Below are 16,076 nucleotides of genomic sequence, written 5' to 3'. Positions count from 1 at the left end.
AAAGGTAGAAGTCTGTGAAACAGAACTCCCTGAAAGGATGGTTCAAGAGCGGCGCCCCGGGCGTCTGGATCAGCGGTGGCGCGGTGTCCATCGCGGTCATCATGACCATTGGCCTGCTGGCGGTGATTGCCGTGCGCGGCCTGGGTCACTTCTGGCCGGCGGACCTGATCCACGCCAGCTACGACGTGCCGGGCCAGGCCAATCACCTGGTCATCGGCGAAGTGGTGCAGAAGGAAGAAGTGCCGCGTGCACGTCTGAAGAGCGCCGGCCTGCCGGTGCCTGAGGATGGCCCGGAGTTCATGACCCGCGAGCTGATCAAGGTCGGCAACCGTGACCTGAACGGCAACGACTTCACGTGGATCGTCGGCGAGTGGCTGACCAACCAGAAGACACCGCCTGAGCTGATGGCGATCGAGCGTCGCGAGTGGGGCAATTTCTACGGCTACCTGGTCAACGTCAAGCAGGACGGCAAGGTCATTGCCGAGGGCGAGGCTGCATGGCCCGAGCTGCAGACGCGGATCAACCGCGTGAATCAACTGGCCGCGCAACTCAAGACCCTGGAAAAAAGCGATATCGGCGCGATCAACGCCGGTCTCGAGCGGATCCGCTTGCACGGTCGCAAACTGGAGCTGGACGGCAAGCTCGACGCGGCCGCGCAAGCGGACATGGAATCCGATCGTGCCGAACTCAATGCCCGTTATCAGGACATCGAAGCACGCCTGGGTGACCTGCACGCGCAGTTCAACCGCGACAGCCTCACCGCCCGCGATGCCAACGGCAAGGAAATCGAAATCGGCCTGGGTAAAGTGGTTCACGCCTACCAGCCGAACGCCATGGGTACCTTCACCAAGATCGGTTTCTACTTCAGCAAGGTCTGGGAATTCCTGAGCGACGACCCGCGTGAAGCCAACACCGAAGGCGGGATTTTCCCGGCGATCTTCGGCACCGTGATGATGACCCTGATCATGGCGATGATCGTGACCCCCTTCGGCGTGCTGGCGGCGGTGTACCTGCGTGAATACGCCAAGCAGAACACGCTGACCCGGGTGATCCGCATCGCGGTGAACAACCTGGCGGGTGTTCCGGCCATCGTCTACGGCGTGTTCGGCCTGGGTTTCTTCGTCTACGTACTGGGTGGCTCGCTCGACCGTCTGTTCTTCCCTGAAGCCTTGCCAGCACCGACCTTCGGTACACCGGGCTTGATGTGGGCTTCGTTGACCCTGGCGCTGCTGGCGGTGCCGGTGGTGATCGTGGCCACCGAAGAAGGCCTGGCGCGGATTCCTCGCACCGTGCGCGAAGGCTCGTTGGCCCTCGGCGCGACCAAGGCGGAAACCTTGTGGAAGATTGTGCTGCCAATGGCCAGCCCGGCCATGATGACCGGCATGATCCTCGCCGTGGCCCGCGCCGCCGGTGAAGTGGCGCCGCTGATGCTGGTGGGTGTGGTGAAACTGGCGCCGTCGCTGCCGGTGGATGGCAACTACCCGTATCTGCACCTGGACCAGAAAATCATGCACCTGGGCTTCCACATCTATGACGTCGGCTTCCAGAGCCCGAACGTCGAAGCCGCGCGGCCGCTGGTGTATGCCACGGCGCTGCTGCTGGTGCTGGTGATCGCCACGTTGAACCTGTCGGCGGTGTACATCCGTAACCACCTGCGCGAGAAGTACAAGGCGCTGGATAGCTAATCACCGCGGCCCCTGTAGGAGCTGGCTTGCCAGCGAAGCTTTTGGCGTCAGTGAGTACGCCTTCGCTGGCAAGCCAGCTCCTACAGGGGACCGGCGCAACACACAGAATTTGAGTAACCCGCAGGCCCGGCCTGCGGCCCCGAACCGAATTTGTTAGCACAGGGAGCCTCCCATGCAGCACGAAGCACATACCCACGGCATCAACATGTCGGCCCTGGGTCGCGACAAACAGAGCCTGAGCCTCGAGCAGGAAACCGTAGCCATCGAAGTGCCGGGCCTGAGCCTGTTCTACGACGACAAACAAGCGCTGTACGACGTCAGCATGAACATCCCGAAACAGCGCGTGACCGCCTTCATCGGCCCGTCCGGCTGCGGCAAGTCGACGCTGCTGCGCACCTTCAACCGCATGAACGACCTGGTGGACGGTTGCCGTGTCGAAGGCGCGATCAACCTGTACGGCAACAACATCTACCGCAAGGGCGAAGACGTGGCCGAGCTGCGTCGTCGCGTCGGCATGGTGTTCCAGAAGCCGAACCCGTTCCCGAAAACCATCTACGAAAACGTGGTCTACGGCCTGCGCATCCAGGGCATCAACAAGAAGCGCGTACTGGACGAAGCCGTTGAGTGGGCATTGAAAGGCGCGGCCTTGTGGGACGAAGTCAAAGATCGTCTGCACGAGTCGGCACTGGGCCTGTCCGGTGGTCAGCAACAACGTCTGGTGATCGCCCGCACCATCGCCGTGGAACCGGAAGTGCTGTTGCTCGACGAACCCTGCTCGGCACTCGACCCGATCTCGACGCTGAAAGTCGAAGAGCTGATCTACGAACTGAAATCGAAGTTCACCATCGTCATCGTGACCCACAACATGCAACAGGCCGCGCGGGTTTCCGACTACACGGCATTCATGTACATGGGCAAACTGGTGGAGTTCGGCGACACCGATACTCTGTTCACCAATCCGGCGAAGAAGCAGACCGAAGACTACATCACCGGTCGTTACGGCTAGGAAAGCTGTGGTTGCTCACTGAACTGACGCTGCGGCCCACCGCACCTTACCGGACGCTCCAAGGACGCCAACATGATTAGCAAAGAAGGCCTTACCCACCACATTTCCGCGCAGTTCAACGCCGAACTGGAGGAAGTGCGCAGCCACCTCCTGGCCATGGGCGGGCTGGTCGAGAAGCAGGTCAACGACGCGGTCACCGCGCTGATCGAGGCCGATTCCGGCCTGGCCCAGCAGGTGCGCGAGATCGACGACCAAATCAACCAGATGGAACGCAACATCGACGAAGAATGCCTTCGCATCCTGGCCCGTCGCCAGCCGGCGGCGTCTGACTTGCGCCTGATCATCAGCATCTCCAAGTCGGTGATCGACCTGGAGCGCATCGGTGACGAAGCGACCAAGATCGCCCGTCGCGCCATCCAGCTGTGCGAAGAAGGCGAAGCACCGCGCGGTTACGTCGAGGTGCGCCACATCGGCGACCAGGTGCGCAACATGGTCCGTGATGCGCTGGATGCCTTTGCCCGTTTCGACGCCGACCTGGCGTTGTCGGTGGCGCAGTACGACAAGATCATCGACCGCGAATACAAGACCGCCCTGCGTGAGCTGGCAACCTACATGATGGAAGACCCGCGCTCTATCTCGCGGGTCTTGAGCATCATCTGGGTCCTGCGTTCGCTGGAGCGTATCGGCGACCACGCGCGCAATATCTCGGAACTGGTGATCTACCTGGTGCGCGGCACTGACGTTCGTCACCTGGGCCTCAAGCGCATGAAGGAAGAAGTTGAAGGGACCAGCGGCGAAACCGCTAATGTTCCGGGCAAATCTGACGATAAGTAAGATTGCCCAACTAAAGCGCCCGGCCTATTGGCCGGGCGTTTTCGTTTGGGGTTCACCGGGATTTTTTAAAGGGGTTGTGGATGAGTAAGGTCAGTGTGTTGGTCGTGGACGATGCTGCGTTCATTCGTGACCTGGTGAAGAAATGCCTGCGCAACTATTTTCCGGGCATGCGCATCGAAGACGCGGTCAACGGCCGCAAGGCTCAGTCGCTGCTGGCCAGGGAAGCATTTGACCTGGTGCTGTGCGACTGGGAAATGCCGGAGATGTCGGGCCTGGAACTGCTGACCTGGTGCCGCGGGCAAGACAGCCTCAAAGGCATGCCATTCGTGATGGTGACCAGCCGCGGCGACAAGGAAAACGTCGTCCAGGCGATCCAGGCCGGCGTTTCCGGTTACGTCAGCAAGCCGTTCACCAACGAGCAACTGATCACCAAGGTCAAGCAGGCGCTGCACAAGGTTGGCAAACTCGACAGCCTGACGAGCGTAGCGGCGACCAAAACGATCTCGGCATTCGGTACCGACACCCTGAACGCATTGACCGGCGCCAAGCCTGCCGTGAGCGCACCGGCGGCCGCTGTACCGTCCCCAGGCTTGCTCAACAGCCCGCCGGTCAAGGCTCCAGTGGTTGCTGCTGCTGGCGGCGGCGGGCGTGGCCAGGGTCAGCTGCGGCTGCCCAACGGCATCCAGCCGTGCGTGATCAAGGCGCTGAGCCTCAAGGAAGCGCTGCTGGTGGTCAAGCGCACCGACAGCCTGCCGCAGGTGCTCGACAGCGCCGTACTGGATCTGGAGCAGGGCGAGAGTGCCGAAGTGGCGCGGCTCAACGGTTACCTGCACGCCGTGGTGGCCCACGAGCCAAAGCCCGACAGCGACTGGCTGCAACTGACCTTCCGCTTCGTCGATCAGGACGCTCAGAAACTGGACTACATCTCCCGCCTGATTGCTCGTGGTACCGCGCAGAAACACTTTATTCCTGGCGCTTAAGACCGCCATCGCGAGCAAGCCCGCTCCCACATTGGAATGCATTTCAAATGTGGGAGCGGGCTTGCTCGCGAAGAGGCCCTGGAAATCACCGTACATCCATCTGAACATCTGCCGACTTCACAGGTCCATTGCGCCTGCTAGGCTCAAACCCAAACCTGACTCGACAGAATCCCGCCCATGTTCGCGCGCCTGCTGTTTTTCTGTGGTCTTTTCATCGCCTCGACTTCGGCCATGGCAGTGACCATCTACAAGTCCACCGACGCCGATGGCGTGGTCTCCTACAGCGACCGCCCCACCAAAGGCTCCAGCGTGTTCACGTTCCGCGATCGCATGGTCGAGAACCTCGAGCGTCAGGTGTATCTCGTCGTCATGAAAAAGGACGGCGTGGACAGTGTCTACGTGCGCAATGACCTCTATGCGCCGGTAGAAATCGAATTGAGTTTCACCGGTTTGAAGAACGTCAGCGGTGCGCCGAGTCGACCCATTCGTCGGGTGATGCCTTTGCGTAGCAGCATTCGCCTTGCGCAGCTCACGCCGACCAAGGCCGGACAGCCACTCGCGTATCTGCCAAAGTTCGAATATTCCCTGGGTGACCCCGCAGGCGCTGCCGTGGCCTACCGATATCCGTACCCCTGGCGTGGCGGGCCGTTTCGCGTGAGCCAAGGCGCCGAAGGCCAGTACAGCCACTTCGGCCCGAGGAATCGCTATGCCATTGACATCGCCATGCCGGAGGGCACGCCGATCATTGCCGCGCGGGGCGGGATGGTGGTGAAGACCGAAAACGGGCAGACCGGGCGTGGCACCGATCCATCAGGCAATTTCGTGCGGGTGCTGCACGATGACGGGACCATGGGCGTGTACCTGCACCTGCAAAAAGGTTCGGTCAGCGTTCGCGAAGGGCAGCGGGTGGGGGTGGGCAGCCCGCTGGCGCTATCGGGCAATACCGGCAACAGCAGCGGGCCGCATCTGCACTTCGTGGTGCAGCGCAATACCGGGATGGGATTGGTGTCGATTCCGTACCAGTTCAAGCAACCGATGGGCGCGTTGCCCAACTTTGCGTTGGGCAAGCGGTGATGGATAGTCTGACGTGACGCCTTCGCTGGCAAGCCAGCTCCTACAGGATCTGCGCATAACCTGTAGGAGCAAGCTTGCTCGCGAAGGGCGCGCCGCGAATCCAGATCAGCCCATCAATCGAGCATCAACACCTTGGCCAGCACAATCTTCGGCCCTTTCATCTTCTTGATGATGATGCGCAGGCCTTCGACTTCCAGCACTTCTTCCTCTTCCGGTACACGCTTGAGGCTTTCGTAGACCAGGCCTGCGAGGGTTTCGGCTTCGACGTGGTCCAGGTCAATGCCCAGCAGCCGCTCGACCTTGAACAGTGGCGTATCACCCCGTACCAGCAGCTTGCCCGGTTGATAGGCGAGGATGCCGCGCTCGGCCTTGCGATGTTCGTCCTGGATATCGCCTACCAGCACTTCCAGCACGTCTTCCATGGTCAGGTAACCGATGATGTTGCCATCGGCTTCCTCGACCACGGCGAAGTGCGAGCCGCCCTTGCGGAACTGCTCCAGCAATTGCGACAACGGCATGTGCCGCGACACGCGCTCCAGCGGACGGGTCAGTTCGGCCAGGTTGAACGACTCGGGAATGTGGTCCAGGGCCGCCAGTTCAAGCAGCAGGTCCTTGATGTGCAGCAGGCCGACGAACTCCTGGCGCTCGCTGTCATATACCGGGTAACGGCTGAACTTGTGGCGACGGAACATCGCCAGGATTTCCTTGAGCGGTGCATTGAACTCCAGGGTCACCAGGTCTTCGCGGGAGTTGGCCCAGTCGACCACTTCCAGTTCACCCATTTCCACGGCCGAGGCCAGTACGCGCATGCCCTGGTCGCTCGGGTCCTGGCCACGGCTGGAGTGCAGGATCAGTTTCAGTTCTTCGCGGCTGTAATGGTGCTCGTGATGCGGGCCGGGTTCGCCTTGCCCTGCGATGCGCAGGATCTGGTTGGCGCTGGCGTTGAGCAGGTAAATGGCCGGGTACATGGCCCAGTAGAACAGGTACAGCGGCACCGCGGTCCACAGCGACAGCAATTCCGGTTTGCGGATGGCCCAGGATTTCGGGGCGAGCTCGCCGACCACGATGTGCAGGTACGAAATGATGAAGAACGCGGTGAAGAACGACACGCCCTTGACCACTTCCGGCGACTGTACGCCGACCGTTTCGAGCACCGGCTCGAGAATGTGCGCGAACGCCGGCTCACCGACCCAGCCGAGGCCGAGGGAGGCGAGGGTGATACCCAATTGACACGCCGACAGGTAGGCATCGAGCTGACTGTGCACGGTGCGCAGGATGTGTCCGCGCCAGCCGTGTTGTTCAGCGATGGCTTCGACCCGGGTCGAGCGCAATTTGACCATGGCAAATTCCGCCGCAACGAAAAAGCCGTTGAGCAACACCAGGATCAGAGCAAAAAGAATCATGCCGAAGTCGGCGAATATTGTTGCGAGGGTCAAGCCAGGGGAAGGGTCCATGATGGAGTTTTGCGGGTTCCGTGTAATCGAAAGGAAAGAAAAAAGTGCACCTGAAAGGCAGGCACAAGTCAGCCAATGTAGCGGCTGACCGTGCGATTGCCTAGTGGCGCGTGCTGGCCGGTATCAGTCAGTGGTGCTGATAACCCGTGATCTGCTGACCTGCGCGGGCGAAAAGTGGCAGGTAAACGTGCTGCCGTGCCCCGGCACACTGCTGATTTCCATCCGCGCGCGGTGGCGCAACAGCACGTGTTTGACGATGGCCAGGCCCAGCCCGGTGCCGCCGGTGTTGGAGTTGCGGCTGGAGTCGACGCGGTAGAAACGTTCGGTCAGGCGCGGCAGGTGTTTGCTGTCGATGCCGATCCCGGAGTCCTGCACGCTCAGGTGCGCGCCTTGGTCGTCGCCCCACCAGCGAATGCGGATGTTGCCTTCGGCCTGGGTGTATTTCACCGCGTTGAACACCAGGTTGGAAAACGCGCTGCGCAATTCCGCTTCACTGCCCTTGAGCAGGATCGTCGGGTCGGCTTCCAGGGTGATTTTCTGGTTTTTCTGGCCGGACAGCTGCTGGGCGTCACCCTTGATCGATTGCAGCAAGCCGTCGATGGCCACCGGCTGGTTATCCGACGGGTAATCGGTGGCTTCCAGTTTGGCCAGCAACAGCAGGTCGTTGAGCAAGGTCTGCATGCGCCCACCTTGCTGCTGCATTTGCTGCAGGGCGCGGGTCCAGCGCGGGTTCACTTCCTCGACGTTGTCGAGCAGGGTTTCCAGGTAGCCACAGATCACCGTCAGCGGCGTGCGCAGTTCGTGGGAAACGTTGGCGATGAAGTCTTTGCGCATCTGTTCCAGCTGATGGATGCGCGTCACGTCGCGCACCAGCATCAGGTGTTCATTGTTGCCGTAGCGAGTGATGTACAGCTGGATCCGCATCCGATCGTTGGTCGGCGAAGGGATTTCCAGCGGTTCGGCGTAGCTGTCCTGCTCGAAGTATTCCTTGAAGCGCGGATGGCGTACCAGGTTGGTCACCGGCTGGCCGCTGTCCTGCGGCGTCTTTAAGCCCAGCAGGGTTTCAGCGGCGCGGTTCCACCATTCCAGGTTGCCATCGCTGTCGAGCATGACCACCGCGTCCTTCAAGGCGGCGGTGGACTCCTGGACCCGGTCGATGACCGCTTGCAGGCGTCCGCGAACGCGTTGGTCGCGACGTTGCAGGTGGTAGATGCTGTCGAATACTTCGCCCCACAGGCCGTAGCCATCGGGTGGCGCTTCATCGGGTTTGTGCAGGCGCAGCCATTCGTGCAGGCGCAGCAGTTGCTTGAGGGTCCAGGCCAGGTAAACGCCAAGTCCCGCGGCGAGGCTCCAGCCGTAGTAGCCGGTGATCAGGCCGATCACCAGGCAGGCGGTGACCAGCAGCAGCATGTGGCGAATCAGGGTGCCATGCCAGTTTTGGTTCACTTGAAGCGCGTCCTTGTCAGCTTGTCGGGCGGTGAACGTCCGGATCAGGCTTTGGTAGAAAAACGATATCCGGTTCCGCGCACGGTTTGTACCAGGTTTTCGTAGGCATCGCCGAGGGCTTTGCGCAGGCGCCGGATGTGCACGTCGACGGTGCGCTCCTCGACATACACGTTGCCGCCCCAGACCTGGTCCAACAACTGGCCACGGGTGTAGGCGCGTTCCTGGTGGGTCATGAAGAATTGCAGCAGACGGTATTCGGTCGGCCCCATTTCCGCCGGTTTGCCGTCGATGGTCACGCGGTGGCCGATCGGGTCGAGCAGCAGGCCGCCGACTTCGATTGGCGCTTCGCCATCGCTAGGGCCGGCTCGGCGCAGCACTGCCTTGAGGCGCGCGACCAGCTCGCGGGGGGAAAAGGGTTTGGTGATGTAGTCATCGGCGCCGACTTCCAGGCCCTGGATCTTGTTGTCCTCTTCGCCCTTGGCGGTGAGCATGATGATCGGGATGTCCCCGGTCAGCTCGTCGCGCTTGAGGCGGCGGGCCAGCTCGATGCCGGACGTGCCGGGCAGCATCCAGTCGAGCAGGATCAGGTCCGGCTTGCGGTCGACGATAATGGCGTGGGCCTGCTGGGAGTTCTCCGCCTCCATGCAGTCATAGCCGGCCATTTCCAACGCAACGGCGATCATTTCGCGAATGGGTGCTTCGTCGTCGACGATCAGAATGCTCCTGCCAACCATGCGTTAATCCTCTTGTCATTTAACTGTCTTGCGCCGCATTAGATAACGGAATTATTGCAGTCGTGTGACAGTATTTTAGTCCCCCGGCGATTGTCATGAACCTGGACTAAGCTCTAAGTCCGAATCCTGACAACCACAAACGGAAGGTTTCCATGAAACACATTGCTCAATCCTGGAAGGCTTTGCTGGTGACTGCTGCGCTAACGCTGCCGACCATGGCCTTCGCCGCCGACCCGGCGATGATGAAAGATGGGATGATGGTCGACCATAAGGGCATGACCCTGTACACGTTCGACAAAGACTCGGGCGGCAAGTCGATGTGTAACGACGAGTGCGCCAAGAACTGGCCGCCATTGATGGCTCCGGCGGGTGCCACGGCGTCTGGCAAGTGGAGCGTCATCAAGCGCGATGACGGTACCAGTCAATACGCTTACGACGGCAAGCCGATGTATACGTTCGTGAAAGATGAAAAGCCGGGAGACATGAAGGGCGACAAGATGAAGGACGTCTGGCACGTCATGCATGAGTCGCAAAAATAACCGGTGCCGTAATTCGCAAAAAGATCGCAGCCCCTGTAGGAGCTGCCGAAGGCTGCGATCTTTTAACATCCTCAACGCAACCCGTAATCCAGCACAATCCCGACAAAAATCGCCAACCCGGCCCAATGGTTGTGCAAGAACGCCTTGAAACAACGCATCCGGTCTTTGCTACGGGTGTACCAGAACTCCCAGGCAAAACAGCCCGCCGCCACCGCCAGACCGAGGTGGAACCAGCCCCCCAGCTCGAATTTCGAACCGGCCAGCAACAGGCAACTCAACGCCAACCCCTGCAAGGTCAGGATGATCACCCGGTCGGCCTCGCCAAACAGGATTGCCGTGGATTTCACGCCGATCTTCAAGTCATCGTCGCGGTCGGTCATCGCGTAGTAGGTGTCATAACCCACCGTCCACATCAGGTTGGCGATGTACAGCAGCCAGGCTGCCGCCGGCAGTTCGCCGGTTTCAGCGGTGAACGCCATCGGCATGCCCCAGGAGAACGCCGCCCCCAGCACCACCTGTGGGTAATAGGTGTAGCGCTTCATGAATGGGTAGCTGAACGCCAACGCCAGGCCGCCGAGTGACAACCAGATGGTGGCGGCATTGGTGCACAGCACCAACAGGAAACTCACGCCCATCAGCAGCGCAAAGAACACCAGGGCTTCCCGGGAACTGATCTTGCCGCTCACCAGCGGTCGCTGCTCGGTGCGTTTCACATGGCCGTCGACCTTGCGGTCCGCCCAATCATTGATCACGCAGCCGCCCGCACGGGTCAGCACCACGCCGAGGACGAAAATCACGATATTGGCCAGGGACGGCGAGCCCTTGCCGGCAATCCACAGCGCCCACAGCGTCGGCCACAGCAGCAGGTAGATGCCGATCGGCTTGTCCATGCGCGTCAGCTGAATGAAGTCCCAGGCCCGGGGATTCAAGCGGTTCAAGGACTTGAGCAGGCTCTGGTACATCAGCAATTCTCCGGATCGGCGCCGGCGGCGCTCCACAGGGTCGGCAGGAAGATCTCGGCCACCAGCACACTCAAGGCGCCACGGTCGAAGCGCGAGCGACGGCCCCACAGCCCAGGCGCTCGCACGTCCGTCGGCAGCCACGCCTGAGGATAGTGACAAACCTCGATGGCCCGGCGCTGGAAGGCGTGATCGCAAAACAGCAATTCGCCCAGGGAGCGACTGCCCAGCTCGTCCATGTGCAAGCCGTCGCCCTGTAGCGCACTGCGTGCCGCGACGCTGCGGGCAAACACCCAAGCCTCGCCATGACCACGCAGATACACCTCGCGCACCCAGCCCTCACTGGCTTCGGCCAGGTCCAGGGCGGCACATTCGTCAGCGCGCAGAGGCTGCCAGCCTTCGAACAGCGGCGTGACGCTGAAGCCGTCATTCGACAAACGGGTCAGGCGACGGGTCAGTGATCCTTCGTCGAACAACCAGTCGAGGGTAGACGTGTCGGGGAGGGGAGCGAGTTGGCTTCTGGTCACCCAGAATGGGGGTTTTGAGTGCGGCACAGTGAGTCATTATTGGCAGCAAATGAGGCGGCGAGCTTACCATGTCAGCTGATAAGTTTGAGTGATCCGGGCGTCCATTGCGCCGAACACGCTTGCATCTGTCCGGCCCCATCAGTACAAAACGCCCTGAGCCGGACAGCAGCACTTTATCCATCGACCGTTCGCGCCAGTAAAAGCCTGAATTTGAGGAAGTACCTGAATGAAAAAGTGGCAATGTATCGTCTGCGGCCTGATCTATAACGAAGCCGACGGTTGGCCCGATGACGGCATCGCGCCGGGCACCCTGTGGCAAGACGTGCCGGAAGACTGGCTGTGCCCGGATTGCGGCGTCGGCAAAATGGATTTCGAAATGATCGAAATCAACTGAGACAATTAGAGGAGTAAGGAATGAACGCACCTGTCGTCATCATTGGTACCGGGCTGGCTGGCTACAACGTCGCCCGCGAGTTTCGCAAACTCGACAGCGAAACCCCGCTGCTGCTGATTACCGCCGATGACGGGCGCTCCTACTCCAAGCCCATGCTCTCTACTGGATTCGGCAAGAACAAGGATGCCGACGGCCTGAGCATGGCCGAACCGGGCGCGATGGCCGAGCAGTTGAAGGCCGAAGTGCGTACCCATACCCGCATCAGTGGCATCGACCCGGGCCACAAGCGGCTGTGGATCGGCGAGGAAGCGGTGATCTACCGTGACCTGGTGTTGGCCTGGGGCGCCGAAACCGTGCGCGTGCCCATCGAAGGCGACGCAGCGGATTGCGTATTCCCGATCAACGACCTGGAAGACTACGCGCGCTTTCGCGCGGCAGCGAAGGGCAAGCGACGGGTATTGTTGCTGGGCGCCGGCCTGATCGGCTGCGAATTCGCCAACGACCTGACCCTGGGTGGCTACGAGGTGCAACTGGTTGCGCCGTGCGAGCAGGTCATGCCGACCCTGTTGCACCCGGCGGCGGCCGCAGCGGTCCAGGCCGGGCTGGAAAGCCTGGGCGCACGCTTCCACCTCGGCCCGGTACTCAATCGCCTGCAGCGGGTTGCTGACGGCCTGGAAGCCCATCTTTCCGACGGTCAGGTCATTCCGTGCGACGTGGTGGTCTCGGCCATTGGCCTGCGTCCGCGCATCGACCTGGCCGCGGCTGCCGGTTTGCAGGTTAATCGTGGTGTGATGGTCGACCGGCACCTGCAAACCTCCCACGCCAACATCTACGCCTTGGGTGACTGCGCCGAGGTCGATGGGCTGAATCTGTTGTACGTGATGCCCCTGATGAGTTGTGCGAGAGCGCTGGCCCAGACTCTCGCCGGTAACCCGACGGTGGTCAACTATGGTCCGATGCCCATTACCGTGAAAACCCCGGTCTGCCCCTTGGTGGTATCGCCGCCACCACGGGGTTCGGAGGGCGTCTGGACGGTCGAAGGGCAGGGCGCCGACATCAAGGTTTTATGCCGCGATAGCAACGGCAAACTGCTCGGATATGCCCTGACAGGCGCGGCCGTGATGGAAAAACTGGCCCTCAACAAAGAGCTTCCGGCACTGCTGGCGTAAATACCGGTCGTTCTGTCGGAATAACCCCCCTTTTGCTCAAACATTGGCCGCGCCGACACTGGCGCGGCTCCTCGCTGCGTGCCATCCTCACTCCCGTCTGCCGCAGAGTAGAGCACCTGCGGCGCTTTGGGCGCTGCTCCGCAGAGAGCAGCACGGACATAACAACAACAAACCGTCAAAGGGGCTTCACTCATATGCGTAAACCAGAACTCGCCGCAGCCATTGCTGAAAAAGCAGATCTCACCAAAGAGCAGGCCAACCGCGTCCTCAATGCCGTTCTCGAAGAAATCACCGGCGCCCTGCACCGCAAGGACAGCGTGACGCTGGTAGGTTTCGGCACCTTCCTGCAACGCCACCGCGGTGCCCGCACCGGCAAAAACCCGCAAACCGGTGAGCCGGTTAAAATCAAGGCCAGCAACACTGTTGCGTTCAAGCCGGGTAAGTCGTTGAAGGATAGTGTTAATCCGTAATTTGCCTCCCCTTTGCGGGGTTGCTGAAAAAATGGGCACGCCAACAAGGTTGGGTGCCTATTTTTTTGTCTCGACTCCGCCCTTTGTAGGAGCTGGCTTGCCAGCGAAGGCGGTGTGTCAGGCACCATCAAACTGCAAGCGATACGCGGCCGCCACCAATCGGAGGATCCTTAAGTTTGAAGGAAATTTCCGAAAGGTTTGCGAGAGGGAAAAATCAAAGGATCGCAGCCTGCGGCAGCTCCTACAGGAGAGTGCACGCGCGAGGTGGGGGGCTTACAAACGGCGAGTTTCAAATCCTTAAACACGGTTCGAAAATGATGAAATTGCTTACAAAATTGAGGAAGCATCCGACGCTTTTTTAAGGTTGGCCTTCGGAAGCGCGAAGGTTAGCGTGGTCACTCCAATATTCCTCGGAGATTCACCATGCCCAAGGTCAATGATTTACCCGCCGGATCGGAAACCGAAAGCACTACCCCGTACATGTCCGCGACTTCCAGAAAGTTGCACCAGGCTGCCAATCGCGCCCTGGACCATTACCTGAAACCCAATGCCCTGGTCATGACCGGCGCCCATACGCCCAGCACGATCTTTGTCGTGGCACCGGACATCGACAACGAAACGCTGTTGGCCCACGCCTGTGAGTCGTTGGCCTCGGCGAACGTGATGGCGAGTGAAATCGCCGCGATGCTGGAAGGGGCGCACCGCAGCACGATGTTGGCGCTGCAGCAGGTGATCATGCTCGGTGAGTTGGCGGTCAATCGGGTGCTGGATAATGTTGCCCCGTCGCAACCTGTTTGAGCCCTAAAAGGAGAGCTGTCGTCAGTGACTTGGTAGTCATCGGCGTCAAAAAACCTGGCATCTCCTCCTAACGTATCGCGAAGGTGGCATTCTGGCTTTTAATCGCTACACTGCGCCGGCCGTTCATTTTTCTTTTGAGGCTGTGCACATGAAATTTCGTTTTCTGCTGTGGATGATGGGTCTATTGATGAGCCGGGCCAGTCGCTCCAATCCTGCGTTCCAGCAGCAGCTGGGTGACAAGGCGTTGGTGTTTCAGCTGCAGACCCTGGACGGGAAAGTAGCGCGGCACTTCCGGGTGAAGGATCAGCGCATTACCAGCAAGGCGGGTGTGCACGATGAGCCGGCGTTTGCGATTGCCTTCAAGGACGCGGCGTACGGCTTTGCCACGATGCAGGCGAAGAACAAGCAGTTGGCGTTCATGACGGGGATCCAGGACAAGTCGATTCAGATCAAGGGCAACCCGGCGCTGGTGATCTGGTTCCAGGGGTTGACCAAGTATTTGAAGCCGAAGAAGCCGAAGAAGGTGTAGGAGCAAGCTCGCTCCTAAAGGGGTGGCGTTCCGATGAGGTACTTCACCCCTGGCTGAATTGCGACGCGAGTTCGCGCAGCATCACTTCGGCTTCAAGCACCTTGCTGACGACGTCTTCAGCCTTGGCGCGGCTCAGGCCGAGGCGCTCCAGCAGGGCGTCGGGGATGTCTTCGTCCGGTCCGGAGCCGATGCCTCGGCTGCGCAGCAGGCGCACGGCGAGGCACACCAGGTTCGGGTACTCGGCGAACGTGCCGTCGTAGGTCGGGTCGTGCTGGAAGCGCAGCGCGGTGGTGAGCTCTTCCGGCATGTCCCAGTAGCGCATCAGCCATGAGCCGATCTGTTCACGGCTGATGCCCAGCAGGTGTTGTTCCACAAAGCTGTGGCACAGGTGCGGGTTGACCTCCATGTGCCGGCAGATCAGCGAGAAGTGCGGCGGGAACACGTGGGCCAGCAACAGGTAGCCGAAGTTGTGCAGCAGGCCCGCCAGGTAGGTCAGGCCCGCTTCCGGGCGCTGGGCGCGGGGCATGGCGCGGGTCAGGCCTTCGATGACCGCGGCCGTGTAGATCGATTGCTGCCAGTAGGGTGTGCTGTGTTGCGGGTGGTCCTTGGGCAGGCTCAGGGTTTTGCCCAAGGCCAGGCCCAGCGCCAGGTTGATCACCAGGTCGAAACCCAGTACCCGGACGATCGCGTCTTCCACCGAACGGATCTTGCCCGGTGAGGCGTAGTACGGCGATGCCGCCCAGCTCACCACTTGTGCGGCCAGCGCCGGGTCGGTTTCGACCACGCCGGTAATGTCGTCGATGGTGGCGTTGGGATCGACGCGCAGCTTGATGATCTTCTGCGCCGTTTCGGCCAGCGGTGGAATCTCGATGGTCGCTTCCAGTCGTTGCTGGATGCGGCGCGCGGTGAACGCCTGGACGGCCTGGGAGATTTCCTCGCGGTCATCGTCAGGGCGATCGAGGTTGGGGCGGATGCTGCTCAGGTTCTCGCCGAAGTTGGCGGCGCTGGCCTTGGTCAGCATGGACCGGAAGGCTTCACTGCTGATCTCCAGCAGTACGCCCGGCTCCCCCGAGTTGACCAACACCATGGGCTCGCGCAACAGGCTTTCTTCGTACAGGCAGGGCGAGCTGGTCAGCGATGGCAAGCCCGGCAGCAGGCTCAGGTGGTGCTTGCCGAGCATTTTTTCCAGGCGTTCGGTCGACACGGCCGTGAGCCGCCGGCCGGTGAGTTCGGTCAGGCGATTGAGGTCGAGCAATTGGCTCTGCGGATACAACACCATCAGCGAACCGACACTGTCGTCGAGCAGCACGGCCTGGACTTTGCGCGCGGCATTCAGGCCGTGGTGGTCGAGCACTTCTTCGAAGGCGATGCCCATTTTGTCCAGCAGCAGACGAATGACCGACGGAGCGTGCGGAGTATCAGGTGCGAGGGCAACTTCGGTCATGGTCTGTATCCGGTTCAAAACAATTTCAGGAGTA

At 60.8% G+C, this 16,076-nt stretch carries 17 protein-coding genes; 11 read left to right on the top strand and 6 right to left on the bottom strand.

Annotated elements, in window-relative coordinates; genetic code table 11:
- Nucleotides 1-14: 14 nt before the first annotated feature.
- From pstA to SOP85_RS00800, 5 genes are all read left to right on the top strand, one after another.
- Entirely contained in the window at nt 15-1,685 is a 1,671-nt protein-coding gene (gene pstA / locus SOP85_RS00820; protein ID WP_323625734.1) for a phosphate ABC transporter permease PstA, read from the top strand.
- 172 nt (nt 1,686-1,857) lie between these two features.
- Complete coding sequence (pstB, locus tag SOP85_RS00815; protein WP_323625733.1) at nt 1,858-2,691, top strand: phosphate ABC transporter ATP-binding protein PstB; 834 nt, start codon at nt 1,858-1,860, stop codon at nt 2,689-2,691.
- A 72-nt stretch (nt 2,692-2,763) separates the two neighbouring features.
- On the top strand, nt 2,764-3,525 hold the full coding sequence (phoU, locus tag SOP85_RS00810; RefSeq protein ID WP_008064514.1) for a phosphate signaling complex protein PhoU: 762 nt from the start codon (nt 2,764-2,766) through the stop codon (nt 3,523-3,525).
- An 80-nt stretch (nt 3,526-3,605) separates the two neighbouring features.
- Entirely contained in the window at nt 3,606-4,505 is a 900-nt protein-coding gene (locus SOP85_RS00805; RefSeq protein WP_323625732.1) for a response regulator, read from the top strand.
- Nucleotides 4,506-4,682: 177 nt separating this feature from the next.
- On the top strand, nt 4,683-5,579 hold the full coding sequence (locus SOP85_RS00800) for a peptidoglycan DD-metalloendopeptidase family protein (protein ID WP_323625731.1): 897 nt from the start codon (nt 4,683-4,685) through the stop codon (nt 5,577-5,579).
- Nucleotides 5,580-5,692: 113 nt separating this feature from the next.
- Here the strand turns inward: SOP85_RS00800 and SOP85_RS00795 are convergent, their stop codons facing one another.
- The 3 genes from SOP85_RS00795 to phoB form a co-directional block, all read right to left on the bottom strand.
- A complete protein-coding gene (locus SOP85_RS00795) occupies nt 5,693-7,033 on the bottom strand; it encodes a hemolysin family protein (protein WP_274073736.1) in 1,341 nt (446 codons plus the stop codon).
- Between the two features lie 123 nt (nt 7,034-7,156).
- On the bottom strand, nt 7,157-8,443 hold the full coding sequence (gene phoR / locus SOP85_RS00790; RefSeq protein ID WP_323625777.1) for a phosphate regulon sensor histidine kinase PhoR: 1,287 nt from the start codon (nt 8,441-8,443) through the stop codon (nt 7,157-7,159).
- Between the two features lie 80 nt (nt 8,444-8,523).
- Nucleotides 8,524-9,213 (bottom strand): phosphate regulon transcriptional regulator PhoB, encoded by a 690-nt coding sequence (gene phoB, locus SOP85_RS00785; protein WP_020797927.1) that lies wholly within the window; start codon nt 9,211-9,213, stop codon nt 8,524-8,526.
- A gap of 152 nt (nt 9,214-9,365) precedes the next feature.
- Between phoB and SOP85_RS00780 the strand changes: the two genes are divergently transcribed.
- Nucleotides 9,366-9,752, top strand: a complete 387-nt coding sequence (locus SOP85_RS00780) for a COG4315 family predicted lipoprotein (RefSeq protein WP_323625730.1) — start codon at nt 9,366-9,368, stop codon at nt 9,750-9,752.
- A gap of 71 nt (nt 9,753-9,823) precedes the next feature.
- Here SOP85_RS00780 and ubiA read toward each other — a convergent pair whose 3' ends face one another.
- Nucleotides 9,824-10,714, bottom strand: a complete 891-nt coding sequence (ubiA, locus tag SOP85_RS00775) for a 4-hydroxybenzoate octaprenyltransferase (protein WP_323625729.1) — start codon at nt 10,712-10,714, stop codon at nt 9,824-9,826.
- Nucleotides 10,714-11,265, bottom strand: coding sequence for a chorismate--pyruvate lyase family protein (locus SOP85_RS00770; RefSeq protein WP_323625728.1), 552 nt, complete (start codon nt 11,263-11,265; stop codon nt 10,714-10,716). Before SOP85_RS00770 ends, ubiA begins: the two co-directional genes overlap by 1 nt.
- A 199-nt stretch (nt 11,266-11,464) precedes the next feature.
- Between SOP85_RS00770 and SOP85_RS00765 the strand changes: the two genes are divergently transcribed.
- The 5 genes from SOP85_RS00765 to SOP85_RS00745 all read left to right on the top strand — a co-directional run bounded on the left by SOP85_RS00765 (nt 11,465) and on the right by SOP85_RS00745 (nt 14,598).
- Complete coding sequence (locus SOP85_RS00765) at nt 11,465-11,632, top strand: rubredoxin (RefSeq protein ID WP_003437744.1); 168 nt, start codon at nt 11,465-11,467, stop codon at nt 11,630-11,632.
- Between the two features lie 20 nt (nt 11,633-11,652).
- Nucleotides 11,653-12,801 carry an NAD(P)/FAD-dependent oxidoreductase gene (locus SOP85_RS00760; RefSeq protein WP_323625727.1) on the top strand — a complete coding sequence of 383 codons (1,149 nt, stop codon included), beginning with the start codon at nt 11,653-11,655 and terminating at the stop codon, nt 12,799-12,801.
- Nucleotides 12,802-12,995: 194 nt separating this feature from the next.
- Nucleotides 12,996-13,271 (top strand): HU family DNA-binding protein, encoded by a 276-nt coding sequence (locus SOP85_RS00755; protein ID WP_003213368.1) that lies wholly within the window; start codon nt 12,996-12,998, stop codon nt 13,269-13,271.
- Between the two features lie 423 nt (nt 13,272-13,694).
- Nucleotides 13,695-14,069, top strand: a complete 375-nt coding sequence (locus SOP85_RS00750; protein ID WP_274073731.1) for a DUF6124 family protein — start codon at nt 13,695-13,697, stop codon at nt 14,067-14,069.
- A gap of 148 nt (nt 14,070-14,217) precedes the next feature.
- Nucleotides 14,218-14,598: a helicase gene (locus SOP85_RS00745; protein ID WP_274073730.1), complete on the top strand. Its 381-nt coding sequence runs from the start codon at nt 14,218-14,220 to the stop codon at nt 14,596-14,598.
- Between the two features lie 43 nt (nt 14,599-14,641).
- On the opposite strand, the gene SOP85_RS00740 is transcribed toward SOP85_RS00745, so the two are convergent.
- Entirely contained in the window at nt 14,642-16,042 is a 1,401-nt protein-coding gene (locus SOP85_RS00740; protein WP_323625726.1) for an aminoacyl-tRNA deacylase and HDOD domain-containing protein, read from the bottom strand.
- Nucleotides 16,043-16,076 lie beyond the last annotated feature (34 nt).

It is taken from the genome of Pseudomonas sp. YuFO20, from assembly GCF_035064975.1.
Classification (GTDB): domain Bacteria; phylum Pseudomonadota; class Gammaproteobacteria; order Pseudomonadales; family Pseudomonadaceae; genus Aquipseudomonas; species Aquipseudomonas putida_AE.
This window is presented reverse-complemented; position numbering and strand designations above follow the sequence as displayed.